The 25320-nt window shown below is 74.3% G+C and carries 22 protein-coding genes; 13 read left to right on the forward strand and 9 right to left on the reverse strand.

The window, feature by feature from the left end:
• Window positions 1-98 precede the first annotated feature (98 nt).
• Window positions 99-557 (reverse strand): hypothetical protein, encoded by a 459-nt coding sequence (locus tag BMZ33_RS08020; protein WP_091109058.1) that lies wholly within the window; start codon window positions 555-557, stop codon window positions 99-101.
• A gap of 22 nt (window positions 558-579) precedes the next feature.
• Window positions 580-1086 carry a hypothetical protein gene (locus BMZ33_RS08025; RefSeq protein ID WP_091109059.1) on the reverse strand — a complete coding sequence of 169 codons (507 nt, stop codon included), beginning with the start codon at window positions 1084-1086 and terminating at the stop codon, window positions 580-582.
• Between the two features lie 184 nt (window positions 1087-1270).
• Here BMZ33_RS08025 and BMZ33_RS08030 point away from each other — a divergent pair, with 184 nt between their 5' ends.
• Entirely contained in the window at window positions 1271-1516 is a 246-nt protein-coding gene (locus tag BMZ33_RS08030; RefSeq protein WP_136697235.1) for a hypothetical protein, read from the forward strand.
• Here BMZ33_RS08030 and BMZ33_RS08035 read toward each other — a convergent pair.
• Entirely contained in the window at window positions 1482-2681 is a 1200-nt protein-coding gene (locus BMZ33_RS08035) for a glycoside hydrolase family 3 N-terminal domain-containing protein (protein ID WP_091109061.1), read from the reverse strand. The two genes, BMZ33_RS08030 and BMZ33_RS08035, sit on opposite strands and share 35 nt — an antisense overlap.
• An 86-nt stretch (window positions 2682-2767) precedes the next feature.
• Between BMZ33_RS08035 and BMZ33_RS08040 the strand changes: the two genes are divergently transcribed.
• Window positions 2768-3427, forward strand: a complete 660-nt coding sequence (locus BMZ33_RS08040; RefSeq protein WP_136697236.1) for a TVP38/TMEM64 family protein — start codon at window positions 2768-2770, stop codon at window positions 3425-3427.
• A gap of 139 nt (window positions 3428-3566) precedes the next feature.
• Entirely contained in the window at window positions 3567-4388 is an 822-nt protein-coding gene (locus tag BMZ33_RS23190) for a hypothetical protein (protein WP_169064047.1), read from the forward strand.
• A gap of 19 nt (window positions 4389-4407) precedes the next feature.
• Here BMZ33_RS23190 and BMZ33_RS08055 read toward each other — a convergent pair whose 3' ends face one another.
• A complete protein-coding gene (locus BMZ33_RS08055; protein WP_091109065.1) occupies window positions 4408-5511 on the reverse strand; it encodes an LCP family protein in 1104 nt (367 codons plus the stop codon).
• Between the two features lie 227 nt (window positions 5512-5738).
• On the opposite strand from BMZ33_RS08055, the gene BMZ33_RS08060 reads away from it, so the two are divergent.
• The 4 genes from BMZ33_RS08060 (at window position 5739) to BMZ33_RS08075 (ending at window position 10418) form a co-directional block, all read left to right on the forward strand.
• A complete protein-coding gene (locus BMZ33_RS08060) occupies window positions 5739-6647 on the forward strand; it encodes a hypothetical protein (protein ID WP_091109066.1) in 909 nt (302 codons plus the stop codon).
• A gap of 148 nt (window positions 6648-6795) precedes the next feature.
• On the forward strand, window positions 6796-7851 hold the full coding sequence (locus BMZ33_RS08065) for a glycosyltransferase family 4 protein (protein ID WP_091109067.1): 1056 nt from the start codon (window positions 6796-6798) through the stop codon (window positions 7849-7851).
• 101 nt (window positions 7852-7952) lie between these two features.
• The gene (locus BMZ33_RS08070; protein WP_091109068.1) at window positions 7953-9008 is read left to right on the forward strand and encodes a glycosyltransferase family 2 protein; all 1056 of its coding nucleotides are present in this window, start codon (window positions 7953-7955) and stop codon (window positions 9006-9008) included.
• Window positions 9009-9074: 66 nt separating this feature from the next.
• On the forward strand, window positions 9075-10418 hold the full coding sequence (locus tag BMZ33_RS08075; protein WP_169064048.1) for a glycosyltransferase family 2 protein: 1344 nt from the start codon (window positions 9075-9077) through the stop codon (window positions 10416-10418).
• On the opposite strand, the gene BMZ33_RS08080 is transcribed toward BMZ33_RS08075, so the two are convergent.
• Window positions 10377-11642 (reverse strand): O-antigen ligase family protein, encoded by a 1266-nt coding sequence (locus BMZ33_RS08080; RefSeq protein ID WP_136697237.1) that lies wholly within the window; start codon window positions 11640-11642, stop codon window positions 10377-10379. The two genes, BMZ33_RS08075 and BMZ33_RS08080, sit on opposite strands and share 42 nt — an antisense overlap.
• Before the next feature lie 399 nt (window positions 11643-12041).
• Here BMZ33_RS08080 and BMZ33_RS08085 point away from each other — a divergent pair, with 399 nt between their 5' ends.
• Complete coding sequence (locus BMZ33_RS08085) at window positions 12042-13313, forward strand: polysaccharide biosynthesis protein (protein WP_091109071.1); 1272 nt, start codon at window positions 12042-12044, stop codon at window positions 13311-13313.
• Window positions 13314-13439: 126 nt separating this feature from the next.
• Here BMZ33_RS08085 and BMZ33_RS08090 read toward each other — a convergent pair whose 3' ends face one another.
• A complete protein-coding gene (locus tag BMZ33_RS08090) occupies window positions 13440-14813 on the reverse strand; it encodes a tyrosine-protein kinase domain-containing protein (RefSeq protein WP_169064049.1) in 1374 nt (457 codons plus the stop codon).
• Window positions 14814-15013: 200 nt separating this feature from the next.
• Between BMZ33_RS08090 and BMZ33_RS22620 the strand changes: the two genes are divergently transcribed.
• On the forward strand, window positions 15014-16141 hold the full coding sequence (locus tag BMZ33_RS22620) for a glycosyltransferase (RefSeq protein ID WP_169064050.1): 1128 nt from the start codon (window positions 15014-15016) through the stop codon (window positions 16139-16141).
• A 20-nt stretch (window positions 16142-16161) separates the two neighbouring features.
• On the opposite strand, the gene BMZ33_RS08100 is transcribed toward BMZ33_RS22620, so the two are convergent.
• Together BMZ33_RS08100 and BMZ33_RS08105 are read right to left on the reverse strand one after the other, a co-directional pair.
• Complete coding sequence (locus BMZ33_RS08100; protein WP_091109073.1) at window positions 16162-17118, reverse strand: NAD-dependent epimerase/dehydratase family protein; 957 nt, start codon at window positions 17116-17118, stop codon at window positions 16162-16164.
• Entirely contained in the window at window positions 17115-18059 is a 945-nt protein-coding gene (locus BMZ33_RS08105) for a UDP-glucuronic acid decarboxylase family protein (protein ID WP_091109074.1), read from the reverse strand. Before BMZ33_RS08105 ends, BMZ33_RS08100 begins: the two co-directional genes overlap by 4 nt.
• Before the next feature lie 481 nt (window positions 18060-18540).
• Here BMZ33_RS08105 and BMZ33_RS08110 point away from each other — a divergent pair, with 481 nt between their 5' ends.
• The 4 genes from BMZ33_RS08110 (at window position 18541) to BMZ33_RS08125 (ending at window position 24171) form a co-directional block, all read left to right on the forward strand.
• Entirely contained in the window at window positions 18541-19860 is a 1320-nt protein-coding gene (locus tag BMZ33_RS08110) for a UDP-glucose dehydrogenase family protein (protein ID WP_091109075.1), read from the forward strand.
• A gap of 87 nt (window positions 19861-19947) precedes the next feature.
• Window positions 19948-21063 carry a glycosyltransferase gene (locus BMZ33_RS08115; protein WP_091109076.1) on the forward strand — a complete coding sequence of 372 codons (1116 nt, stop codon included), beginning with the start codon at window positions 19948-19950 and terminating at the stop codon, window positions 21061-21063.
• Window positions 21064-21165: 102 nt separating this feature from the next.
• Window positions 21166-22341, forward strand: a complete 1176-nt coding sequence (locus BMZ33_RS08120; RefSeq protein WP_091109077.1) for a glycosyltransferase — start codon at window positions 21166-21168, stop codon at window positions 22339-22341.
• Between the two features lie 327 nt (window positions 22342-22668).
• The gene (locus BMZ33_RS08125; protein ID WP_091109727.1) at window positions 22669-24171 is read left to right on the forward strand and encodes a sugar transferase; all 1503 of its coding nucleotides are present in this window, start codon (window positions 22669-22671) and stop codon (window positions 24169-24171) included.
• 99 nt (window positions 24172-24270) lie between these two features.
• On the opposite strand, the gene BMZ33_RS08130 is transcribed toward BMZ33_RS08125, so the two are convergent.
• Window positions 24271-25221 (reverse strand): glycosyltransferase family 2 protein, encoded by a 951-nt coding sequence (locus BMZ33_RS08130; protein ID WP_169064051.1) that lies wholly within the window; start codon window positions 25219-25221, stop codon window positions 24271-24273.
• Window positions 25222-25320: the final 99 nt, after the last annotated feature.

Here is a 25320-nt window from a genome sequence, read left to right on the forward strand (position 1 = left end):
CCCGGGGCATCGGCCCGCCGGGCGGGCTGCTGCAGACGCCGGGGGAGGCCGCTCACCCGATCGGGTCGCGCACCACCGGTCCCCGGCCGGCCGCGGCGTCAGACGGTCGTGGGTGAGGGCGGCGAGGGCGGCCCGACCCAGCGCAGGTACACCGGCGTGACGCTGTAGCGCACGGTGCCCACCGAGACGGTGGCGACGTCGGTGCAGGTCAGCGTGGTGCCGGTGCGGGTGGGCTGGGTGACGCCCGGGACGCCGTCGGTCGTGGTGCCGGCGCAGCTGCCGTTGGAGACCAGTCCGGCCCCGAGCAGGCTGCTCTCGCGCACGACCTGCCAGCCGGTGATCGGCGTGGGGAACGGGTCGGGCACCGGCCAGCTGACGGTGAAGGTCCGTGAGGTGAGCGGCCCGCTGCCGGTGACGGTGGGGGCCACCGACGCGACCAGCGCGGTGGCCCCGGCCGCGCCCGTGCCGCGGGCGGTCGCCGTCCACGCCGCGTCGGCCCGCACCGGGGCGCCGAGCAGCGCGACGGCGAGCAGCAGGCAGCACAGGGCGCGGGCCACGGCGTGCGGGTCCGGCCCGTGCTCAGGCGAGCGTGCCGGAGAGCGTCAGGACGACGCTGAAGGAGGCGCCCTGGCAGCCGTCCTCGGCGGTGGGCAGCATCTCCAGCGCGCCCGGGACGGTCACCTGCACGCCGCTGGCGCCCGCGGGCACCCGGACGGCGGGGGAGAGGGGCACGGAGGGCTGCGCCGGGACGACGGTGCCCGACGCGCAGGTCCGCCCCGACAGCGGCGTCGCGGTGACCGTGCCCAGCGTGGCGGTCGTGAGGTCGACGGCGAAGGCGTTCGGGTTGCTCACCGTGGCCACGACCGTGCCGGTGGTCGCGGCGCCGTACCCGCCCGACGGCTTCGGGTAGAGGGTGCCCGCCGGGACGCCGGGCGAGACGACCAGGTCCGAGACCGTGGCGGCCCGGGCGGCGCCGCTGCCGGTCCCGCTGGCGAGCCAGGTGGCGGTGGCCACGCCGGAGCCCAGGAGGACGGCGGTGCCCAGCAGGACGACGCCGACCCGCCGACGACGCGTGCTGCCCACCATGGCCCGCCTCCGGTGTCCTGCGTCGCGCGCCGGGCGGTGCCCGGTCCTGTCGTGCACGATCTACGGCCGCACGACCCCGGAACTCAAGTCCGGCCGGACGCCGTCCGGGCCGGTCCGACCCGATCGGGTCGTCCTCGGCCCCGGCACCCGGCCCCGTCGCCCTCGTCCGGCTACCGTCGTGCTGGTGTTCCGCGTGCTCTGCGCTGCCGTGGCGAGCGCGGTCCTGTCCGGGTTCGCCTTCCTGCTGGTGACCGGCCAGTACACCAACGACGGCCCCGTCGTCCTGCACCTGTCGGCCACGCACGGCCTGCACCTGGGCGACCTGTTCGTCGTCACTGGCTGGGCCGTGGCCATGGCGATGCTGGCGGTCCTGGCGTGGCCGCACCGGCGTCCGGTCAGCCGAGCAGGCCGGCCCGGGCCTTGGCGGTGAGCGCCGTGCGCACGGCGGCGTCGACGGTGGCGGCGAACGCCGGGTCGGCCTCGGCGCGGGCCAGGACGGCGCCGAGCATCTCCGGGTAGACGTCGGGGTCCACGGTGAGCACCAGCGTGCCGCCGGCCTCGAGGAAGCGGGTGGCGCGCTCGCCGGGCGGGATGTCCTGGACGGCGACCGCGGCGCCGACGTCGTCGGTGATCACCGGGCCGTCGAAACCGAGCCGCCCGCGGAGCACGTCGGTGATCACGACCCGGCTGAAGGTCGCCGGCGCCGACGGGTCGATGGCCGGGTAGGTGGCCGACGACAGCATCACGAACGGCTCGGCGGGGGAGGCGGCCAGCTCGCCGAAGACGGCCACCTGCTCGCTGTCGGCGGTGGTGACCGGGTCGGTGACCCCGGCGGCCTCGTCGGTGTTCTCGTCGACCAGCCCGAGCCCGGGGAAGTGCTTGAGCGTCGAGGTGACGCCGTGGGCGGCCAGCCCGTCGACCACGGTCCCGACGTCGGCCGCGACGTCGGCGGCGGTGCTGCCGTACTGGCGGCCGAAGGCGCCGATCGGGTCGTTGTCGGCCTCCGTGCCGGCCGGGACGACGTCGGCCACGGGTGCGAGGTCCAGGGTGACGCCGGCCGCGGCGAGCGAGGCGCCGAGGCCGTCGGCCAGCGCGGCGAGCTCGTCCGGCGGCAGCTGCCCCTGTTCGGCGGCCGCCGGCAGGAGCTCGAAGCCGGGGCCGCGCAGGGCCTGCACCTGGCCGCCCTCCTGGTCGGCGGCCACCCACGGCCGGGGGCCGGGCGCGGTGTCGACCCAGCGGCCGGTCACCGCGGCGAGGTCCTCGGCCGTGGCCTGCGACCGGCCGGCGAGGAAGACGCCCCCGACGCCGTCCTCGACGAGCGCGTCGCCGGCGTCGAGGCCGGCCAGCGGAACGCCGACGACGAACAGCTGCGCCACCCGCGCGCGGCGGTCGAGGGCGGCGAGCGCCGCGTCGACCTGCGCGTCGAGCGCGTCGGCGGGGGCCGGGCCGGACGTGGGAGCGGTCGTCGTGGCGGCGGTGCCGGTGGCCGAGGTGCTCGCCGCGGTCGACGAGGAGGTGTCGCCGGAGCAGGCGGTGAGGAGGCAGATCAGCGCGCAGAGGGCCGGCAGGGACCGGGCGGGCGCGGGCGGGCGCATGGAGCTCCTCGGACGGCGGACGGGACCGGTCCAGTCTGACCGGTCGGCCCGCCGGGGTCGGGGACCCCTGGGGCACCATGGGCCGGGTGGCGAGGGCGGGGGTGCGGGCAGCGGTCCTGGCCGCCCTCGTCGTGACCGCGGTCGTGGTGGTCCTCGTCGTCGACCTGCCGAGCGCGGACGCCGTGCGCGACCGGGTCGAGGGGACCGGCGCCGTCGGGCTGGCCCTGGTCACGCTCGGGGTGGCGCTGGCGCTGCTCGGCCCGGTGCCACGGACGGCGCTGTCGCTGCTGCTGGGCGCCGTCCTCGGGTTCTGGGCGGGTGTCGTGGCCTCCGTGGTCGGCGCCGTGCTCGGCGGGCTGGCCGCCTTCGGACTGAGCCGGGTGTTGGGGCGGGAGGCGGTGACCCGGCTGGCCGGCCCGCGGGTGGTGGCGGTCGACCGGGCGCTCACCGGCCGCGGCTTCGTCCCGCTGCTGGTGGCGCGGGTCATGCCGGTCCCGTTCAGCCTCACCAGCTACGCGGCGGGGCTCACCGGCGTGCCGCTGGGGACCTACACGGCCGCCACGGCCCTCGGTGTCGTGCCGGGGTCGGTGCTGCAGGTGGCGGTGGGTGCCTCCGCCGGCCCGCTGCTCGGCTGGGCCACCTCGCCCGGTGGGCTGCTGGTCGAGGGCGTGGTCGTGCTGCTCCTCGTCGCCGGCGGCGTGGTGTGGTGGCGCCGGCGCCGGTCGCGGTCCGCGCCGACCTCCTGAGCTGCTCCCGATCACGGCGACGGGCGGTTACCCTTCTCCGGCCGAGGCGCGCCGGCCCGACGGGTGCGGTCCCCGGTCACCGTGGACGGGGGAGGTCAGGGTGTCGCAGGAGGACCTCGGGCGCCGGTACGCCGGGGACGTGGACGAGACCAGGCGGGTGTGGTCGCCGTCCGGTGCCCCGGTGCTGCCGCCGCCTCCCGGTGGCTGGCCGGTGCCGCCGCCGCGCGCGGCCGCCACCACGATCCGGCCGACGACGCCCCCGCCCCGGGACGCGCCGCCGGCCGCGCCGGGACCCGTCTCCGGCCCGCTGCCGGTGCCCGGACCGCCCGCGCGCAGGGGGGCGGGGCGCGGTGTGCTCGTCACCGCCCTGGTCGCCGCGCTGGCAGTGGGCGGCGGCGTGGCCACCTGGTACGCCCTCGGGGACGGCTCCGGCGGGACGGCGGAGGCCGGCCGGACGACCGCCGCCGCAGCCACCGACGCGGGCAAGGACCTGGGCGACGCCGGCTCCCCGGCGCCGGCCGCCCCGACCGCGCCCACGGTGCCCCCTGAGGAGCAGGCGCTGGCCGACCTGCAGGCCCTGCGCGACGAGTCGCTGGCGCGGGTGGTCCTCGACGGCCGCTGGGTGGCGCAGGTGGCGAGCAAGGACGTCGGGATCACCGACCCGCTGCAGACGGCCGCCAACGGCACCAACCAGTTCTTCGCCGTCGACATCCTGGCGGAGAGCCGGGCGGCGCTGTCGACGGTGGACGACCCCTCGGACCTCTACGTGCTGTGGAGCACCGACTTCGGCCGGGCCTCGACCGCCCCCGACGGGGACCCGTACTGGGTGACGCTCGTCGACGGCGGCTTCCCCAGCGAGGGCGCCGTCGACGCGTGGTGCGCCGGCGCGTACCCGCAGCTGAGCCCCGAGCAGCTGGCCAACACCTGCGTCGGGCGGACCCTCACCCCGCCGCACGACTGACGTCTCCGGCGCGGGCCGGTCAGCGGGGGACGTCGGGCAGGGCCTCGGCGTCGAACTCCGCCGCGTTCTGTGACAGGGTGTCGTTCTGCAGGTAGGCCCACATGCGCTCGCCGGCCACGTCGTCGAGGTAGACGACGCTCGCCTCGCCCTCCGTCCCGGTGCCCAGCACCGGTGCGGTGAAGGAGTCGACGGCCCCCGGCGGCAGGTCGCGCAGCGAGTACGCCAGCTGCAGCAGGTCGCCGTCCCCCAGCGAGTCGTCGACGGCGATGGCGCCGGTCACCGCGAGCAGCGCGCCGTCGAGCCGGCCGGGGTCGGTGAAGGTGTCGGTGTCCAGCAGCTGGCGGAACACGGCCTCGAGGAACTGCTGCTGGCGGCGCACCCGGTCGAAGTCACCGCCGGGCAGCCCGTACCGCTGCCCGAGGTACCAGCGCGCCTGGTCGCCGTCGAGGTGGTTGACCCCGGCCGGGAAGGTGTGGGGCCCGTTGCTGGTGGTCTCGGCCACGACGACGTCGACACCGCCCAGGTCGTCGGTGACCTGGGTGATCCCCTCGAAGTCGATGGCGACGTAGTGGTCCACGCGCACCTGCGTCAGCTGCTCCACCGTCTGGACCAGCAGCGTCGGCCCACCGAACGCGTACGCCGAGTTGATCTTGTTCATCCCGTGGCCGGGGACGTCGACCCACGAGTCGCGGGGGATGGAGACGAGCTGCGCGTGCTGCCGGTCGGCGGAGAAGCGGGCCAGCATGACCGCGTCGGACCGGCCGCCCTCGGCGATGCCCCCGTCCGCGCCCTCGTCGGCGGTGGCCCGGGTGTCGGTGCCGACCAGGAGGAAGGTCACCGGTGCCGCGCCGGCCGGGGTGGCCGGGGTGGCCGGCGCCGGCCGGGACCCCTCGTCGAGGCCGCTGAACACGTCGGCGATGCGGTCGATGTTGCCGGCGTAGCGGTCGGTCAGGTACCAGGCCCCGCCGCCGACCAGCAGGACGAAGACCCCGATCAGGACGCCCAGGGCGAGGAGGAACTGGCGCAGGCCGCGGGGCGGCCGGCGGGGGCGTCGTGATGGTTGGGCAGCCGTCGGCCCGTCGTCGACGCGGGTCGGTCCTCCGCGCACATCCGTGCTGTCCACGTCGGCCTCCCCGTGCCCGGTGACGGACTGCAGGTTATGGGCGCGCGCGGTCAAGTGTGACCATGTGCTCACTCAGTGGAGTGAGAGGTCGCACTCGCCGCTCTGCTCCCGGTCCGTGCAGGAACCGGTGGGACGGGCGGGCACCGTGCGCTTGATGGGAACTCTTCGTCACCCTTCGAGGTGGCTCGCGCACGACGAGAAAGGACACTGCCTCCATAATCACCGTCGTGTGGTTCCTGTGGGTCCTGTGCGGACTGGTCCTGTGGCTGGTGGCCGGTCTCGTACTCGGAACGGTCATGGGACGGGCCGTCCGGCTCGCCGACAGCCGCACACCGGGTGCCCGTGACGGTGCCGTCCTGACGACCGCCGACCTCCCGGGGGGCGCCGCCCGCGCCGGCGTCGCGGCGGCTGCACCCCGGCGCCGGGTCCCCTTCCCGCCGGTCGCCGTCGCGCTGGCCGCGGTCGGGGTGGCCCTCGAGGGCGTGGGCTACGCCGTCGCCCTCACCGGGGCGCGGGGACGGCTCGCCGGCCTCCTGTCGATGGACGCACCCTTCTCCGTGCCGCGGCTCTACGTCGCCGCGCTCTTCGCGGCCGCGGCCGTCGCGGCCCTGGTGGGCGGCGCCCGGCTGTCCGGACGCCGCACCTGGTGGACCGCCGTCGCGCTGGTCGCCGGCGGCGTCGCCACGGTCAAGATCGGCAGCACCGTCCACGCTCGGCTCTTCGGCACGGCGCAGGACGTCCTCACCACCGCCGGCGCCGTCCTGGCCAGCGTGGGGATCGCGGGCGCCGTCCTGGCGTGGCTGTGGTCGATGAGCCGGGGCGACCGGCGTGACCGCAGGCGGGTGCTGCGCAGCCTGGGCCTCTACGCCGGTGCCTCCGTGGGCCTGTCCGGGGTCTCCGTCGTCGTCGGCGGTGTCTACGGCGGCGCGAGCCGCTGGGCGGCGATGGCCACCTTCGTCGAGGAGACCGGTGAGGCCCTCACCGCGGCCGCCTTCCTCGTCGCCGTCCTCGTCGGTGTCGCACCGCGCCTGGTGCTGCCCGCCGACTGGGCGCTGCGGCGTGCCGACGACGCCCGCACCCTGGACGTCGCGCACGCCGGTGCGGGCCTCGGGGTGCACCGCGAGCCCACCGGCTGACGGGCACCGCGAGCCCCATCCGGCGTCGGGCAGGGCCGCTCGCCGTGCCGCCGCTCCCCGCCGGTCGGCAGCCCCGGGGCTGCCGCCGGTCCCGGCCGACGGCAGACTGCTCCGCGGACGAGGGTGCGAGGAACGGGGGAGACGTCCGGTGAAGGTGCTGCTCGACGCCTACTGGTGGGTCGAGGGGCAGCCCTCGGGGCGCCGGGTCGTCGACTCCCTGCTCCGGACCTGGCTCACCGACTGGCCGGAGGACGAGCTCGTCGCGGCCGTCCCGGCCCGTCACGTGCCCCACGTGCGCGACCTGGCCGGTGACCCGGCGCTGACCGTCGTGCCCGTGCGGCTCACGCCGCACGGGGTGAGCGTCATGGTGGAGATGGGCCGGCTGGGTGGGGGCGCGGACGTCGTCCTGTCCCAGAACTTCACCCCCCTGCGGTCGTCCGCTCTGCGGGCGACGTTCATCCACGACCTGATGTTCGTCGAGCGCCCGGAGTTCTTCGGACGGCTTGAGCGGCTGTACTTCGCCGGGATGCCGTGGTCGGCACGCCTCGCCGACGTGGTGCTCACCTCCACGGCGGCCGAGGCCGGTCGCATCGCGCGCGTGCGCCCTCGGCTGGCCGGCCGTGTCCGGCCGGTGGGGCTCACCGTGCCGGAGTCCTTCCGCGAGGCCCGGGCGGTCGATCCGCAGGTCGGGGTCGTGCCCCGGCAGTTCGTGCTCTGCGTCGGTCGGCTCAACGTCCGCAAGAACCTCGACCGGCTCGTCGACGCACTCGTGACCGACGGTGTGGTGCGGCCGGACTTCCCGCTCGTCGTCGTCGGTGAACCCGACGGGGTGACCGTGCGCGGCCTCGAACGCGGTGATCCTCGGGTCCGGTTCGTCGGTGCGGTCGACGACGCCGGTCTCAGGTGGCTGTACGAGCAGTGCCGCGTCTTCGTGTTCCCCTCCCTGGACGAGGGGTTCGGACTGCCGGTCCTGGAGGCGGCGCTCTGCGGCGCCCCCATGGCGCTCAGCGACATCCCGGCCTTCCGTGAGCTGGCCCCCGGCGCGGCGTTCTTCGAGCCGACGGACGAGGCGTCGATCGCGCGGGTCGTCGGCGAGGTCGTCCGGGGCCCCCGTGGTGACCGTCCCGTCGCCATCCCGGCGTGGTCGGACGTGGTGGGGCTGATCCGGAGCGCGATCCTGGACGCGCTCGCCGCGCGCGCCTGAGTGGACCGCCGACCGCGGGAGCGTCGGCGGGAGTCCCTCCACGGCAGGGCCGACGGGCCGGGAGCGCGGACCGTCGTCGACGCGTCGGATAGCCTGCTGCGGTGTCGCAGCCGACCCGTGGCAGCGGGAGCCCGGGCCGCGCACCTCTGACGCTCACCGTGGCGGTGACCACCTACCGGCGCCCCCGTGACCTCGAGGAACTGCTCCCCTCGCTCGTCGACCACCTGCGAGAGGTCGGCGACCACTTCCGGGTCCCGGTGTGCGGCGGGATCGTCGTGGTCGACAACGACCCGGAGCGCAGCGCGCAGGACGTGGTCACCGCCGTCGCGGCCCGGCACCTCGGGACGACCGGCGTCGGGCTGAGGTACGAGGCCGAGCCCGAGCCGGGCATCGCGGCGGCCCGGAACCGGGCCCTGGTCAGCGCGGAGGACTCGCGCGTCCTGGTCTTCATCGACGACGACGAGCGCCCGGAGCCGGGATGGCTGGTGCGCCTCCTGGAGACCTGGGAGTCGAGTCGGGCCGCGGCCGTGGCCGGCCCCGTCCTGCCGCACTACCTGAGGCAGCCGCACCCCTGGGTGCTGGCGGGTGACTTCTACGTCACGCGCCGACTGCGGACGGGGGCGGACATCAGCGTGGCCGGGGCGGGCAACCTGTTGCTGGACCTCGCAGCCGTGCGGCGACGAGGTGTCCGTTTCGACGACGCCGTCGGGTTGGCCGGTGGCGAGGACAGCCTCTTCACCACCCGGCTCACCCGGGCCGGTGCGCCTATGGTCTGGTGCGCCGAGGCCCGGGTGGTGGAGCGCGTCCCTCCCGAACGGACGACTCTGCCGTGGGTGCTGCGACGTACCTGGAGTGACGGGAACGTCGAGTCGCGCACCGCGTTGCGCCTGGCGCCGGGAGCCGGCGGACGTCTCGTGCAGCGGCTCCACGGTGTGACGCGCGGGTCGGTGCGCGTCACGGCCGGTCTCCTGCGAGCGGTCCTCGGCGCTGCGCTCCTGTCCCGACGCCATCAGGCCCGGGGGACGAGGACCCTGCTCAGAGGGGCGGGGATGGTCGCCGGAGCTCTCGGCCTGACGCACCAGCACTACGCGCGTCCGGCATCGAGCCCCGGACCACGAGTGCGGATCGGCCGGGTCCGCGAGAAGGGAACTCCGTAGATGGCGACGTCCGCAGTGGACACCCCGAGGCGGAGCATGGTCGACCGCCTCCGCGGGAGGGCCTGGTTGACGCGAGCCGACCAGAAGTCCTTCTTCGACTCGGTCCTGGTCGTCGACGTCGATCTCCCGTCGGGGCGGGTGTCCGTCGCCGAGCCGTTGACCGGACCCGAGCGAGCGCCCGAAGCGGTGTACGCCGTCGTCTGGCGGGACGGGGTGCCGATCGGAGACCTCGAGGTCCCCGGCGACCCCGCGACCGTCCTCCCGGACCTGCCCGGGATCGTCGCGGCCCAGGAGTGGCCGGTCGAGCCGGCCCGACCTCCGGCACCCGAGTCGCCGCCGGGCGCGGCGGGCACCCCGGCCAGGGCCGCGCCGGAGCCCCGTGCGCCGCAGGAGCAGGACGTCACGATCGCCGTGTGCACCCGGGACCGGCCCGAGATGCTGCGTGAGTGCCTCGTCGCGATGAGCGGCCTGGAGCGACCCGTCGCCGAGGTGCTGGTGATCGACAACGCGTCGGCGGACGACCGGACCCGCCAGGTCGCCGGGGAGTTCCCCTTCGTCCGCTACGTCCACGAGCCACGTCGGGGGCTCGACTGGGCGCGGAACCGGGCCCTCGTCGAGGCCCGGACCCCCGTCATCGCCTTCACCGACGACGACGTCCTCGTGCACCCGGGGTGGGTGAGCGGGCTGCTGCGGGCCTTCCGGGAAGAGCCCGGAGCGGCCGTCGTGACCGGCCTGGTCCTCCCGGCGGAGCTGGCCACGCCGGCGCAGGTGCAGTTCGAGGGACGTGGCGGTTTCCGACGGGGCTTCCGGCGTCGCAGGTTCGCGGGGACGACGTCGACCCCGGACACCGGATCGGCGAAGGACGTGGTGCTGGGAGCCGCCGGCGCGGGGGCCAACGTCGCCCTCCGCCGCGACGTCGCCCTCGAGCTGGGGGGCTTCGACGTCGCACTGGACGTCGGCACACCGTCAGGCGGGGGCGGTGACTTCGAGATGTTCTTCCGGGTGACGTCCGCGGGACACGTGCTGGTGTACGAACCGTCGGCGGTGGTGCGGCACCGCCACCGGCCCACCATGGCCGAGCTCGCCCGTCAGCGCCGCGGGGACGGCACCGGCAACTACAGCATCCTGCTGGGTGCAGGGCCCCGCTACGGTCGCCGGGTCAGGAGGGAGTTCCTCCGGCTGGCGGTCTGGTGGCTCGCCCAGCGGTACGCGCGGCGTGTGGTGTGCAGCCTCCTCTGGCCACGGGTCTGGCCGCCGGCGCTGGTCTATCCCGAGCTGCGCGGCGTGTTCACGGCGCGGTCCGGGCGTCTCTACCACCGTGGTGTCGCGCAGGCGCGCGAGCAGGCGCGCGCTCATCCGGACGAACCCTCACCCGCCGTCGTCCGCGGCCTCTGGGAGCCGGACCCCTGAGCGGTTCGGCGCCGCCCGTGAGCCGTCAGCCGGATCGGACACCCCACCGCTGCGGACGGGGGCCTCGGTCGGCCTCTGTCGTCCCCCGTGCACGGCGCAGCTCAACAGGATGAAGGCGAGGGCGCCCACACCCGTCCACGCGTGGATGGCGAGGAACAGGCTGACGAAGACGAGGAGCGCGAACGCGTCGTTCGGGACGTCACCGGCCCGGACGGCGCGGTCGACGCCGAGGCTCGCGACGAGGACGAAGAGCCCGAGCCCCACCAGTCCGTACTCGAAGACGAGCAGGACCAGTTCCGAGTCCACGGTGTCGGCGACGTCCAGGACCCCGATCGGCGACGGGACGAGGTAGACGCCGTGCGGCAGCCCGGCGAAGCCCCACCCGAAGGGGTGGGTGCTGAGGCTCTCGCCGATTAGCGAGTAGAGGACCCCGCGGTACTCCACGCTCGACTGTGCCCCGTCGGCGCTCGTGACCGTGGCCTCGATCCCCGGCGGGCTGAGCAGGAGTCCTACGGCGACGGCCGCGACCATCGCGACCGCGCCCGGGACCAGGAGGCGCCCGGATCGGGTCGACCCCCGCCGTGACCGGTCGGCCAGCAACCGGACGGCGAGGTAGACCACGCCTGCCACCAGTGCTCCGCGACTCTGCGTGCAGTAGATGCCTGCCAGCAGGAGGGCAGCCGTCGGCAGGCGCCGACCCGCCCTCCCGAGTCGCACGGCCGCCGGTAGCGCGACGAGCAACAAGGCGGAGAGCACGATTGGGTGCTCGGACAGGAGAGCGGCTCTGAGATGGCCGTCCCGTTCGAGCCTCGAGACGAAGTCCGAGCGGTCCACCAGGTTCCTGTTCAGCGCGTACTCGACGATCGCCAGCGCGCTCGTCACCGTCGACCACAGGAGGTAGACCCGGAAGAACAGCGTCGCGTACCCGGTCCGGCGCAGCACCGTCCCCGCCCAGAACGCGCAGGTGAACAAGAGTGCGTACCGGACGACGCGCTCGCCCGTCGTGGCACTCCACCACGTGACCCACCCGAGTCCGTAGGCGACGACCAGGGCGCTCGTGACGTAGGCCGCGACGGCGACGGCCACGTGGCCCCTCGTTCCGCCCGCTGCGCGCGTGCTCACGAGGATGAGGCCGAGGAGCAGGTAGACCATGGCGAAGCGCAGCGGCACGTGGAGGGCGAGGTAGCCGGCGCCGTAGACGGTCGCGACCAGCGCGTGGCTCAACACGGCCACCTGCGTGCGTGGTCGCAGGCACAGTGCCACCGCGGTGAGCAGCGCCACCCCGCAGACGGCCAGGAGGACCAACGTCGACAGGGTGATGGCCGCCTCCCCTTCGTCTCGCGCGGCCGTGCCGGGACGGCCGCGCCGGGCCTGGGGATGCTAGCCGTCGCCGTCCGTCCGTCGACCCCACGGACGAGGCGTGGCGCTCGTCCTGGCCCGTGGACGCCGACGGGCTACCATCTCGCGGGCGAGACCACCGCGTTCAGGTCGTGGGCTCGCCGCGGCCGTCGGGGGAGAGGCGCCAGCCGCTCGACCGATGAGGCGGGATCGATCAGTGGACCAGGCGTCGGCGTGGGTGGGCGTTCGCTGCGCGAGTGACTCCGTGACCCCTCCCGCCTCCCCGTGACGCGGCGGCGCGAGGTGCGGGCCGGCCTCCTGCACGGCCTGGGCAACGTCCTGCCCGCCGTCACCGGTCTCGTCACGGCTCCCCTCACCGCCCGGGCCCTGGGAGTGCTGGACCGAGGGACCGTCACCGTCGTGATGACCGCGGCCACGCTCTTCTCCATCCCGGCCATCGCGGGGATGGGGTGGGGCACGCTCATCGCCGTCGGGAAGGACCCGGCGGCCCTTCCCGTCTGGAAGCGCCGTGCGAGGCGCGTCGCGCTGGTCGCGTCCCTCCCCGGCGCCGTGCTCGTGGTCTGGCTCGCCACGGTCCTGCCCCTCACGGCTGCGCAGACGGCAGCGGCGGCGCTCCTGTTCGCCTACGCCTCCTCGATCGCCGTGCACGCGGTGAACAGCAACTTCCTGGTGTCCGTGGGCTCCATCGCGCCGGTCGGGGTGAGCAGCATCGCCCTGTCCGTCGTCACCACGGGCCTGCTGGTGATCCTGTTCGTCAGCGGGCAGTTGACGCTCGCCACGGTGGTCCTCGCCAACGTCGCGGGTCTCCTCACGCAGTCGGCCGTGCTCTTCTGGGCCGCGCGCCGTGCCGCGCGTCGGATCGCAGGACGACCGACGGCGCCGGCCGAGCAGACCCCGGAGGCCGACGCCCCGACGCGCCGGAGACTGTTCATGACGGCGATCGCCCAGACGCTCGACGCGTTCTCCGCCCGGTTGGACCTGATCGTCATCGCACTCGTCGCCGAGGCCCGGGTCATCGGGCTCTACTCCATCGCGGCCGTCATCCCGCAGATCTCGTACTTCGCCTACCTCACGCTCGTCCAGCGCAGCTTCGCCCGATCACCGGCCCTGACCATCGAGCAGCGCAGCCGACACCTCTTCCTCGTGTGCTCCGGAGCCTCCATCGCCCTGGCCGCTGCCGGCGGAGCCGCGAGCTGGGTGCTCATCGATCCGATCTTCGGGACCGAGTTCGGTCAGGCTCGCGACTACCTGTGGCCGGCGATGCTGGTGACCCTGGGGTTGGGGGCGTTCATCCCGACCCTGCTCCTGTGGCAGCGAGCCGGTCGGCGAGCGCTGGTGGCCCTCGGCGTCGTCGTGGTCATCGCGGGCGCGGCGATACTGGTCGGTCGGGTCGCGAGCCCGTGGTGGGGGATCGTCGCCCTGGGCGCGGGTCTGGGGACCACGGGGTTGACCCAGTACGTCGGGCGGTGGGGCTGGCAGAGCCTGTTCCGGGGCCACGTCGTGGCCTGGCGGTCGGTGGCCCGTGGCGTGGCCTGAGAGGAGAGGGGACCGTGGAGCGCCGACGTGCGGCGCGTGCCGTCCGCTCCCGCGGGCAGCGCACCGGGAGGACGACGCGGACACGGCCCTCGCCCGGCGCCGGCACCGTGCCGGCGGTCCGAGGACCTACTGCGGCAACGCCCTCCTGGCCGGTGGCGCGGAGTCGAAGCCGTACCCGAAGGCCTTCGCCAGCTCCGTCCTCGCCGGGACGACGGTCACGACGCAGCCGAGCACCGCGCTGTCCACCCTCCGCAGGGTGGCCGAAGCCCGGTCCAGCTGGACCTTTCGCGTCTTCCCGTACCGGGTGCACAGGACCACGCCGTCCACCATCGCGGTCAGGCCGGCGACCTCTCCGACGGGCAGCACGGGCGGGGCGTCCACGAGCACGAAGTCGTTCGCGCCACGCAGCTTCTCGACGACGGCCCTCATCCCGCTCGACGCGAGGAGGTCCCCGTGGTCGTGCCGGGACGCGCCGACGCCGAGCACGGACAGGTTCCCGTCCCCGTAGGGCCGGACGACCGCGTCGAGATCCACCGCACCCGTCAGCACGTCGGTCAGCCCCGGCCCGCTCCCCGTTCCCAGGTACTGGTCGAAGCGTGGCCGGCGGGGATCCGCCTCGACGATCGCGACCTTGTGGCCACTGCGCGCCAGGGCCAGTCCGAGGTTGACCACGACGGTGGTCCTCCCCTCCGCCGCGACTGCGCTCGAGACCAGGACGACCCGCGGGGGATCGTCCCCGCCGAGGTGCTGCAGGGTGTTCCGGAGTTGGAGGAAGCCGTCGACGGCTCGGCTCGCCGGGACCCGGTCGATCGTGTGCTGCTTGTCGAGGGCGGAGTCCTTCAGCACGACGCCGATGACCGGGGCGCGGGCAGCCGCGGACGCCTCGTCGCTGTCGTGCACCGTCCGGTCGAGCATGGCGCGCACCAGAGCCAGCAGCACGCCGAGGAGGAGTCCGGCCGCCGCACCCAGGGCGGTGTTGCGGACCACCTGCGGGGACACCGGTCCCGTCGGCACCTCGGCAGCGTCGACGACGGTCAGCTGCACCGGCGGCTGGCCCTCGACGCTCGGTTCCAACTCGGTGGCCAGGTCGGGGAACTCCCGGCCGATCGCCCGCGCGATGTCCCGGGCGCGCTCGGGTGAGGAGTCGGTGACCGTCACGTCGAGCAGGACGGTGCCGGGCACCACGCTGGCCGTGATCTTGTTCGAGAGCTCCGTGGTGGTCAGGTCGAGGCCGAGGGCGTCGATCACGCGGTCCGCGGTTCTGCTGCCGGTCACCAGCTCCGCGTAGGAGGCTGCCTGACCCTGGGCGAAGAGGCTGCTGGAGTAGGCGTCCACGGTGGGCGCCACCTCCGTGGTGCTGACGAAGAACTGCGTCTGGCTCACGTACTCCCGGGGCTGGGTCAGGGAGAAACCGAAGAGGCACGCCGCGCCGAGCAGCAGGCCGAGCAGCGGAGCCCACCAGGTGGCCCGGACGGCGCTCCATGCCTCTCGCAGACCCACGGTTGCCCTCGCCCTCCCACGACCTGCCGTCCCGACGTCCGCGCCGAGTCTGTGCCACCATAGGTCAGGGAGCCCGCAGGACAGGCCGAGCCGGCGGCGCACCGAGCACCGGGAGGTCCGCCGCTCGTCCGCGGGTCGGGACGTCACCCGTGCGGTCGACGGCGCCCCGCCCCGCAGTCCGATGTTGCAGACTGCCCTCCATGACTCAGCCACTCCTGGGCGCTCGCCTCAGCATCATCGGCAGCAGGGGCTATCCGAGCACCTATGGAGGGTTCGAGACCCTGGTCCGGCACCTGGCGCCCTCCCTGGTGGCAGCGGGAGCGCACGTGTCGGTCTACGGCCGGTCCCACGACGCCAGTCGGCGCGAGCGCCACCCCAACGGCGTGTGGTCCGTGCACACGCGAGGCGTCGAGGGGTCGAGCTCCTCGACGTTGACCCACGGGCTCACCGCATCGGTGCACTCCGCCTGGGACCGGACCGACGCAGCCCTCATCCTGAACGTGGCCAACGGGTTCTACCTGCCCCTGTTGCGCGCGGCTCGTGTCCCGACCGCGGTCAACGTCGACGGGCTGGAGTGGCTGCGCCCCAAGTGGGGGCCCGTCGCGAAGCGGGCGTTCAAGGCGGGGGCCGCCCTCACCGCCCGATACGCGGACACCGTCATCAGCGACGCCGAGGCCATCCGCACCTACTGGGCGACGACCTACGGGCGGGAGTCGGTCTTCATCCCCTACGGCGCCGACGTCCTCCCCCCGCTGGGTGCCGATCGCCTCCGCGAGGTGGGTGTCCAGCCCGGCGAGTACGTGCTGGCGGTCGCTCGACTCGTGCCGGAGAACAACGTCGACCTGCTCCTCGACGCCGCCGAACAGCTGAACTGGAAGTACCCCGTCGTCGTCGTGGGGGACCTGTCGGGGACCAGTCCGCTCGAGTCGCGGCTCAGGACGCTGCAGGCGTCCACGGACCAGCTGCACTGGCTCGGCCACGTGTCCGACCAGGACCTGCTCAACCAGCTCTGGCAGAACTGTGCCCTCTACGTCCACGGCCACTCCGTGGGAGGGACGAACCCCGCACTGGTCCAGGCGCTGGGAGCCGGAGCGCCCACGATCGCCCTGGACACGACGTACAACCGGGAGGTCATCGGACCCGAGGGCGTGACCTTCGAACGGTCACCCGAGGCGCTGGCGGCACTCATTGAGGAGCTCTACGACGACACGGAGCGCCAGGCCCAGCTGGTCACCTCCGGCCGGGCCGTCGTCGAGGAGAACTACGGTTGGAGCGACGTCCTCACCGCCTACGAGCACACCCTGGCCGACCTGCTGCACCGCGCCTGACCTGCCGACCGGACCCGCTCTCAGCGAGAGCCGAGCACCGACTGGACCCAGGCGGTCGTCCTCCGCAGGCCCTCCGGGAGCGACACGCTCGCCTGCCAGCCGGTGTCCCGTGCGAGCAGCCGGCTGTCGAGGCTGATGGCCTGCAGCTCGCCGAGACGAGGTGGGGCCGTCGCCGCCTCGGCGGCGACCCCGACGATCCCCGCCAGCAGGTCGTGCAGCTCTCCCACGGACGTCGCCGTCCCCGTGCCGACGTTGTAGCGCTCGGCGCGGGCGCTCCCATCGAGACAGCGCACGAACGCCTCCACGACGTCGGACACGTAGACGTAGTCCCGGGACGACGTGCCGTCGCCGAAGATCGTCGTCGGCGCGCCGGTGCTCAGGGCGCGGGCGAAGATGCTCACCACTCCTGCCTCGCCGTGGGGGTCCTGGCGGGGCCCGTAGACGTTGCCGAGCGCCAGCGACGTCCCCTGCAGGCCGTAGAGGCGCGCGTACATCTGCACGTAGCACTCGCCGGCCACCTTCGCCGCGCCGTACGGAGCCGTCGGCCGCAGCGGAGCGTCCTCGCGCACGGGGAGGGTGTCGGGTGCGCCGTAGACGGTGCCGCCGCTGCTGGCGAAGACGACGCGCTCCGCCCCGGCACGGACGGCGGCCTCGAGGACGTTGACCGTCCCGAGCACGTTGACCCGTGAGTCGTGCAGCGGGTCGGCCACGCTCTTGCGGACGTCCATCTGGGCCGCGAGGTGCAGGACCGCACGGGGGCGGGTCCCGGCCACCAGGTCGCGGAACCCCGGCGTGGTGACGTCGAGCTCCACCAGCCGGAAGGCGGGGTGCGCCGAGGCGGCAGCGAGGTTGTCGAGTCTGCCGGTGGAGAGGTCGTCCACGCCGACCACGTCCACGCCGTCCTCCAGCAGGCGGTCGACCAGGTGGGAGCCGATGAAGCCGGCGGCTCCGGTCACCAGGACGGAGCCCGTCGTCATGCCGGGCGAGCCGCGAGGTCGCGGAACCAGTCCACGGTCCGGGACAGGCCGTCCTCGAAGCCGATCGTGGGCTCCCAGCCGAGCTCACGCCGAGCGAGGCTGATGTCGGGCTGCCGGACGCTGGGGTCGTCGGTCGGTCGCGGGACGAAGACGATCTCGCTGGAGGTGCCGGTCAGCCGTCTGATCGTCTCCGCGATGTGCAGGACCGACGTCTCGTAGGGGTTGCCGATGTTCACCGGACCGGCGAGGTCGCTGCGCAGCAGGCGGACGAGCCCCTCGACGAGGTCGTCCACGTAGATGATCGACCGGGTCTGCGAGCCGTCGCCTGCCACGGTCATGGGCCGACCGGCGAGGGCCTGGGTCGTGAAGGACGGGATGGCGCGGCCGTCGTCGGGCCGCATGCGGGGCCCGTGCGTGTTGAAGATCCGCACGATGGCGGTGTCGACGTCGTGGGTGCGCCGGTAGGCCATCGTGAGGGCCTCGGCGTACCGCTTGGCCTCGTCGTAGACGCCGCGGGGACCGACCGGGTTGACGTGACCCCAGTACGTCTCGGGCTGGGGGTGGATCTGCGGGTCACCGTAGGTCTCCGACGTGGAGGCGAGGAGGAAGCGTGCGCCCTTCTCCTTGGCCAGCCCCAGGGCGTGCAGCGTCCCGATGGACCCGACCTTCAGCGTCTCGATCGGCAGCATCAGGTAGTCGATCGGCGACGCGGGGCTGGCGAAGTGCAGCACCTGGTCGACCCGGCCCGCGATGTGCACGTAGTCCGTGACGTCCGCCTTGACCAGTCGGAAGCCCTTGCGGGAGACGAGGTGCTCGACGTTGGCCGGCGTTCCGGTGAGGAAGTTGTCGAGCGCGACGACCTCGCAGTCATCGTCGAGCAACCGCTCGCACAGGTGCGAGCCGAGGAACCCTGCTCCTCCCGTGATGACGACGCGCTGCACGTTCCCCTCCAGTTCCTCGCCCCTCGGCGGGCGCGCGAGCCACGCCTGTCTCACGGGTCGCGGTGGTCCAGGGCTCCGACGGTGCCGCAACGGTCGTCCGTGCCGTTCGGGAGCAGTGGCAGCGGCCTTCGAGTCCGGGACGATGATGCACGAGGCCGCCACCAGGGCCTAGTGCCGCGGTCGAGCGCAGCGACCATCGGGTGACGCCCGGTCACCCCGCCCCGGTCGCGGGGTCGGCTGCGCCGGGGGGACCGGCTCGGGCGCGGGCGACCTCCCTCGGCGACCGGACGACCGGCAGCGGCCCGTAGCCTCGACCCAGCCGCCGGCGCGCCGCAGGCATCCGAGGGGACTGCTGCCGGATCCGCGGTCAAGGGTCGTCCGGTGGCCCGCCCCTCTCACGGACGTGGCCCGATCCGGACGGGCTTGCCCGCGGCCGGACGGGAAGTATCCTGCGCCCCCGCGACCCGGAGGAGGAAGCGCGTTGGAGATCTCGGTGATCGGCTGTGGGTACCTCGGTGCCGTGCACGCAGCCTCGATGGTCGAGCTGGGCCACGAGGTGGTCGGCATCGACGTCGACGAGCGCCGGGTCGCCGCTCTCCGTGCGGGTCGCGCGCCGTTCTACGAGCCGGCGTTCGAGGAGCTGCTGGCCCGCACGCTGGCCACCGGGCGGCTGCGGTTCGCCACGGACGTGGCCGAGGCGGCCGGGGCGCGGGTGCACTTCGTGTGCGTGGGCACGCCGCAGAAGCGCGGCGAGTACGCCGCCGACCTGCGCTTCGTGGACGCGGCGACGGAGTCACTGCTGCAGGTCCTCCAGCCGGGGCAGCTGGTGGTGGGCAAGTCCACGGTGCCGGTGGGCACCGCGGCGGGGCTGGCCGAGCTGGTCGCGGAGAAGGTGCCCGGTGCGCTGCTGGCCTGGAACCCGGAGTTCCTGCGCGAGGGGTTCGCCGTGGCCGACACCCTGCACCCCGACCGGTTGGTCTACGGCCTGCCCGCCGGTGCCGACGGCGAGGTCGCCGAGGCGCTGCTCGACGAGGTGTACGCACCGATCGTCGACCCCGGGACGCCGAAGGTGACCACCGACTACGCCACCGCCGAGATGGTCAAGACCGCCGCGAACTCCTTCCTGGCCACCAAGATCTCCTTCATCAACGCGATGGCCGAGCTGTGCGAGGCCACCGGCGCCGACGTCAAGCAGCTGGCCGACGCGATCGGCTACGACGACCGGATCGGGCGGAAGTTCCTCAACGCCGGCCTGGGCTTCGGCGGCGGCTGCCTGCCCAAGGACATCCGGGCGTTCATGGCCCGCGCCGGGGAGCTGGGCGCCGACCAGGCGCTGACGTTCCTGCGCGAGGTGGACAACATCAACATGCGCCGCCGGATCCGGATGGTGGAGCTGGCCCGCGAGGTCTGCGACGGGTCGCTGCTGGGCAAGCGGGTGGCGGTGCTGGGAGCGGCGTTCAAGCCCGACAGCGACGACATCCGCGACTCCCCGGCGCTCAACGTCGCCGCGCAGCTGCAGCTGCAGGGCGCCGTCGTGCGGGTGACCGACCCGGCCGCGGTCGACAACGCCCGCCGGCTGTGGCCGCAGCTGGACTACGCGGCCACCCCCGAGGAGGCCGCCGCCGGTGCCGACGCCGTGCTGGTGCTCACCGAGTGGCGGGCCTACCGCGAGCTGGACCCGGTCGCCTTCGGCCAGGTGGTGCGCCAGAGGCGGGTCCTCGACGGGCGCAACGCCCTCGACCGCGAGGCCTGGACCGCGGCGGGCTGGACCTACCGCGCCCTCGGCCGCCGGACCGACTGACCCGTTCGCGCACGGGTCCATCCGTTCGGCGGAACCACGGTCGTCCTGGCCGTGCCCGAGCGTGACCGTTCTATATGGTCTGCGCCCATGAGCGACCCCCGTCGGCGTAGGGCGCTCGTCGCGTCCGGTGCCCTCTTCCTGGTCGGCCCCGTCCTGCCGCTGGCGCTGGCCGCGACGGAGCGGTTGCTCGGCCGGACGGGGTCCTACCCCACGCCGGAGCCCCTCCCCGAGGACCCCTTCGTCGAGGTGGTCGTCCCCGCCTACCTCGAGGAGAGCACGGTGGGGGCCACGGTCGAGGTCCTGACCAACGCCCTCGAGAAGTCCGCGGTCCGCCACCTCGTGCACGTGGTGGCCAGTGACGAGGGCACGGCCGCCTCGGCCGCCGCGGCGGGCAAGGTGACGCGGACCGGACGCGGGGGGAAGCCGGCGGCGGTCAACGCGGCCGTCGAGCAGTCGACCGCCGACGTCGTCGTCCTCACCGACGCCAACTGCCGCATCGAGCCTCCCGACTGGCCCGTCCAGATGCTCCGCGAGCTGCAGGACACGAGCCTCCTCAGCGCCAACAAGACGGAGGTCGGCTCGGACGACGTCCTCTTCTGGCGACTCGAGTCGTGGCTGAAGCTGAACGCCAGCAGTGATGGCGGGACCCTGGGCGTGGTGGGCGAGTTCCTCGCGATGCGGCGGCGGGACTACCGCCCGGTCCCGCCGGCGACGACGTCGGACGACCTGTGGCTGGCGATGGACTTCGACGCCCGCGGGCTCCGGGTCAGCGTCTCGCCGACCATCGTGACCTGCGAGGACCCCGCACCGCGTCCCGAGCAGTGGGAACGGCGGGTGCGCATCGCCTACGGCCAGCTGGTGATGGCGCTGCCCCGGCTCCGGGCGCTGTCGCGGACCCCGGCCGGCCGCAACTACCTGGCGCACAAGATGTACCGGCTCACGGTCGGGGCCGCCGCGTTCTGGACCGCGCTCGCGGCGCTGGTGAGCGTGCGGCCACGCGTCCTGGTTCCCGTCGTCGGCGTGCCCGTCGGTGCCGCGGTCGCGCAGTACCGCGGCCTCCTCCCCGTCACGACCCCGGTCGACCCGGTGGCCGCGGTCGTCGCCCTCCAGGCCATCCCCGTCGCGGCGGCGTCCCGGATCGTGCGGCGGAGCCTGCGCCGCGACGGGAAGGCCGTCGCCGGCTGGCGCAAGGTCCCCCGCTAGCCCGCTGCCCGGCCGGTCGCGGTCCGGCCACCTCTCGCGGCGAGCGGACCTCCCCTCCGGGCCGGACGTGACCGCCGTCGTCACCCGCTGAACAGGACACCCATGCCAGACACCGCCCGGCCGGCCCCGAGCCGACGCATCCTGCTGCTCACCAAGACCGACTTCCGGGACCCCCGCGACGGGGGGAGCCTGCGGGTGGCGGCACTGGTGCACGAGCTCACCGAGGCCGGCTTCGTCGTCGACGCGCACGCGGTGCGCGGCGGACCGCGCACACCGGGTCGGTGGAGCCCGGGCGCCGTGCGCTCCCTCCTGAGCGTCCTCGTCCGCTTCCTCCGGGGCCGGAGCGTCTCGGCCCTGACCTGGTTCAGCCCGCGGCTCGTGCGCGAGGTGCACCGGGACCTCTCCGAGCACCGGTACGACCTGACGATCGTGGCGTTCACCCAGCTGCTGGGATACCTGGCGATCACGCCGCGCCCGGTCCTGGTGGACATGCACAACGTCGAGTCCGAGCTGATGGCCAACTACGCGGGGTCGGCGGCCTCGTGGCCGAAGCGGCTGGCCGCCCGCTACGAGGCCTCCGCGCTGCGGGCGCTGGAGCGCCGGCTGCCCCGGCAGGTCGAGGCCGTGGCCACGGTCAGCGGGCGCGACGCCGACCTGTTGCGGGATCTGGCCGGCAGCCCCCGCGTCACGGCCGACCTCGTCGTCGCGCCCAACGGGGTGGGCGACGCGGCCTTCGGCACCTCGGGGACCCGGAGCAGGACCGTCGTCTTCGTCGCCCACCTCGGCTGGCGGCCCAACGTCGACGCCGCGGAGTGGTTGGGCCGGCAGGTGTGGCCCCGCGTGCAGGCGCTGGACCCCGGTCTGGTGCTCCAGCTCGTGGGCCGTTCACCGGCCGCCTCGGTGCGGGCCCTGCAGGGGCCGACGGTCGAGGTGCACGCCGACGTCCCCAGCGTGCTGCCCTACGTCACGGCCGCGCGGGTGGCCACCGCGCCGCTCCTGGCCGCGGGCGGGACGCGGCTGAAGATCCTGGAGGCCCTGGCGTGCGGCACGCCGGTGGTGGCCACGCCGCTCGGAGCCCTCGGCCTGGAGGCGCTGGAGGGTGCCCACCTCCGGCTCGCCGGGTCCGCGGAGGACTTCGCCCGCGCCGTCGTCGAGGTCGCGCGGGAGGACCCGGACCGGGCGGCCGTGCGCGCGGTGGTCGAGCCCTACCGGTGGCACAACGCCCTGGCGCCCCTCGTCGACCGCGCGACCGCGCTCGGCACGCGGGCTGGGCAGTAGCAGCCGGGAACCGCTCGCGGGCCTCGCTGCCACCCGGTCCGGGCGATGTGGCGATCGTCACGGAACGTGGATGAACGAGGCGATTTCGCTCACTCATGGTCACCAGCAGGTGACCAGACCCGGGGTCCCCTGCGCGTGTCCGGCGACGGAGGGAAAAGAAGTCCCCACAGTCGCCCGAGGGTGTGCATGATCTTGGCTGCACGGCGGATGGGTCACCGAGCGTCATCGGAGGCGCCGCCCGCGCGGCCTCGCGGCAGCCGTCGCGAGCCGGAACGGCGCTCCGGACGAGCTGTCCGGGGTCTGGTTTCCCACGGGGGTCGGATGTCCATGCTTACACACCGTGACGGCCTGAGACCTCCGGGACACGCGCCGGCCGCCGGGCACCCGGGCCTCCGCGAGGGCGGCCCGCGCCGCGAGGGCTCGGTCGACCCCACCTGGGAGCAGGCCTACGTCCGCCGCATCATGCTGACCGACGGCGCCGTGGCCCTGACGGTCTCCGCGGCCGGCTACCTCGTGCGCTTCGGCCCTGACCGGACGCCGCCCGGCAACGCGGCGTCGGTCTGGATGGCGGTGCTGCTGCCGGCCGTGTGGGTCCTGGCGATGCTGGTCTCCCGGAGCTACGAGCGACGGTTCCTCTGGGTCGGCGCCGAGGAGTTCCGGCGCGTCTTCTCCGCGGCCGTGCTGCTGCTCGCCGGCGTCGCCACCGTCAGCTACGCCTTCAAGCTCGAGGTGGCCCGCGGTTTCGTCGTCGTGGCCCTGCCGCTGGCGACGGTCCTGACGCTGCTCGCCCGGTACGGGCACCGGTCCTGGGTGCACCGGCAGCGGCAGCACGGGCGCTTCCAGCGGACGATGCTCATGGTCGGCCATCGCAGCGGGGTCGAGGCCCTGCACGCGCAGATCCAGCGCGACGGCTACCACGGCTACCGGGTGATCGGCTGCTGCCTCCCCGCCGACCAGCGCGAGCCCCGGAGCCCGTACTTCGACGGCATCCCCGTCATCGGGAGCCTGGACGAGGTCGCCGAGGTCGTCCGCCGGCACGACGTCGACACCGTCGCGGTCCTCCCCTCCCGGGAGCTGGACGGTGCGGCACTCCGGCAGCTCGGGTGGGACCTGGAGCAGACGCAGGCCGAACTGCTCCTCGCTCCCGCGGTCACCGAGATCGTCGGCACGCGGGTGAACATCCGCCCGGTGTGCGGGCTGCCGCTGCTGCACATGGAGCGTCCGGAGCTGCAGGGGGTCCGTCGCCTGACCAAGGAGACCCTCGACCGCGTGGTCTCCGCGGCCGGCCTGCTGGTGCTCCTGCCCACCCTCGTGCTGATCGCGGTGGCCGTCCGGACGACCAGCAGTGGTCCGGTCCTGTTCCGCCAGGAGCGGGTGGGCCGGGACGGTCGGTCGTTCTCGATGCTGAAGTTCCGCAGCATGGTCGAGGGCGCCGAGCGGATCGTGCCCACCGGTACCGACGACGGCAACGGGGTGCTGTTCAAGCTGCGGGAGGACCCGCGGGTCACGCCGGTCGGGCGGTGGCTGCGGCGGTTCTCCCTCGACGAGCTCCCCCAGCTGGTGAACGTCCTCCGGGGGGACATGTCGCTGGTGGGGCCGCGACCGCCGCTGCCGTCCGAGGTGGAGCGGTACGGCCTGGACATGCGCCGGCGCTTCCTGGTCAAGCCCGGGCTCACCGGTCTCTGGCAGGTCAGCGGACGCTCGGACCTCTCCTGGGACGACTCGGTCCGCATCGACGTGCGGTACGTGGAGAACTGGTCCCTGGCGTTCGACTTCATGATCATGTGGAAGACGCTCGGCGCGGTCTTCCGGGGTCCCGGCGCCTACTGACCGGGAGCGCCCGGACAGCCGCGACCCGGTGACCTCGCACGCCGGGCCCGCCCTCGGGTGGGCCCGGCGTGCTCCGCTCCGGCGACGGGGAGCCGTCGCTCAGGTGCGCGAGGTGACCAGACGGCCGCCGACGAAGGCCCGTCCCGTGAAGGTGCCCACCGCGTGGGCCCAGAACTCCGCCGCCCGCCGGCGGTCCCGGCGGAGGACCCGGACGGCCGCGCGGACGGCGTAGCCGAGACCGAACGTCGCCACCATGACCTCGGCGCGGACCCGCGGGTGGAACTTCCGGAGGTACCGGGCCATGGAGGCCCCGCGCAGCCGCATCATCTCCAGGGACGGTGCCCCCGACCCGCCGCTCGAGCCGGTGATCGGGACGTCGGTCCGGAGCCGCTGTGCCAGCCCCGCGCGGCGACTGGCGCGGCCGAAGGCGACGTCCTCGTTGTAGACGTAGAAGTCCTCGTCGAAGCAGCCGAGGTCGAGGAAGGTCTGCCGGCGCACCGCCATGCAGCCGCCGCTGACCCAGTCGAGCGCCTCCGGCCGGCCGATCACCGGGCGGGCGTAGATCCCGGCACGCGGGAGGAGCTTGTGCAGGCCCAGGGCGTGCACCGCCGAGCGCCGGACGGTGGGTTCCCAGCCGCCCACACCGATCTGGGACCGCCCGTCGGGCTCGACGAGCGTCCCCCCGCTGGCCGAGCACGACGGGTCGGTGGCCACGTCCTCCACGAGCGTGGCGAGGTCGCCCGTGGTGGGCCGGGTGTCCGGGTTGACGAAGACCAGGTGCCGCGCGCCGGACGTGCGCGCCCCCAGGTTCGCGGCACGCGCGAAGCCGACACCCCCACCGCGGAGGTAGCGACCCCCGGGGCGGGCGACGACCAGCTGCTCGAGCCCGTCGGCGCCGTCGGAGTTGTCGACGACCACGAGGGGCAGGTCGGCCGGCAGGCCGGCCAGCATCTGCTCCACCTGCGCCCGGCTGCGGTACGCGACGACGACCAGCTCGGTGTCGGCCAGCCGGTCCTCCCCCGATGGGGGTGGGGTGGGACGCTCGGTCACCTGCTCACCTGCGCGGACATGTACTCTCCCGTGACTTGAGGGTGGCGTGGCAGCGCATCGCCTGGTCTCCGGCGAGCTGCGCCGACGCTGTCTTCCACG

Origin of the sequence: Geodermatophilus dictyosporus (genome assembly GCF_900115505.1) — a bacterium.
Classification (GTDB): domain Bacteria; phylum Actinomycetota; class Actinomycetes; order Mycobacteriales; family Geodermatophilaceae; genus Geodermatophilus; species Geodermatophilus dictyosporus.

What these genes read in the sequence shown, in the direction of transcription:
- BMZ33_RS08025 (WP_091109059.1), bottom strand. Translation starts at nt 1,086, where the DNA reads ATGGTGGGCAGCACGCGTCGTCGGCGGGTCGGCGTCGTCCTGCTGGGC.
- BMZ33_RS08035 (WP_091109061.1), bottom strand. Translation starts at nt 2,681, where the DNA reads ATGCGCCCGCCCGCGCCCGCCCGGTCCCTGCCGGCCCTCTGCGCGCTG.
- BMZ33_RS22620 (WP_169064050.1), top strand. Translation starts at nt 15,014, where the DNA reads ATGACTCAGCCACTCCTGGGCGCTCGCCTCAGCATCATCGGCAGCAGG.
- BMZ33_RS08100 (WP_091109073.1), bottom strand. Translation starts at nt 17,118, where the DNA reads ATGACGACGGGCTCCGTCCTGGTGACCGGAGCCGCCGGCTTCATCGGC.
- BMZ33_RS08115 (WP_091109076.1), top strand. Translation starts at nt 19,948, where the DNA reads ATGAGCGACCCCCGTCGGCGTAGGGCGCTCGTCGCGTCCGGTGCCCTC.
- BMZ33_RS08120 (WP_091109077.1), top strand. Translation starts at nt 21,166, where the DNA reads ATGCCAGACACCGCCCGGCCGGCCCCGAGCCGACGCATCCTGCTGCTC.
- BMZ33_RS08125 (WP_091109727.1), top strand. Translation starts at nt 22,669, where the DNA reads ATGCTTACACACCGTGACGGCCTGAGACCTCCGGGACACGCGCCGGCC.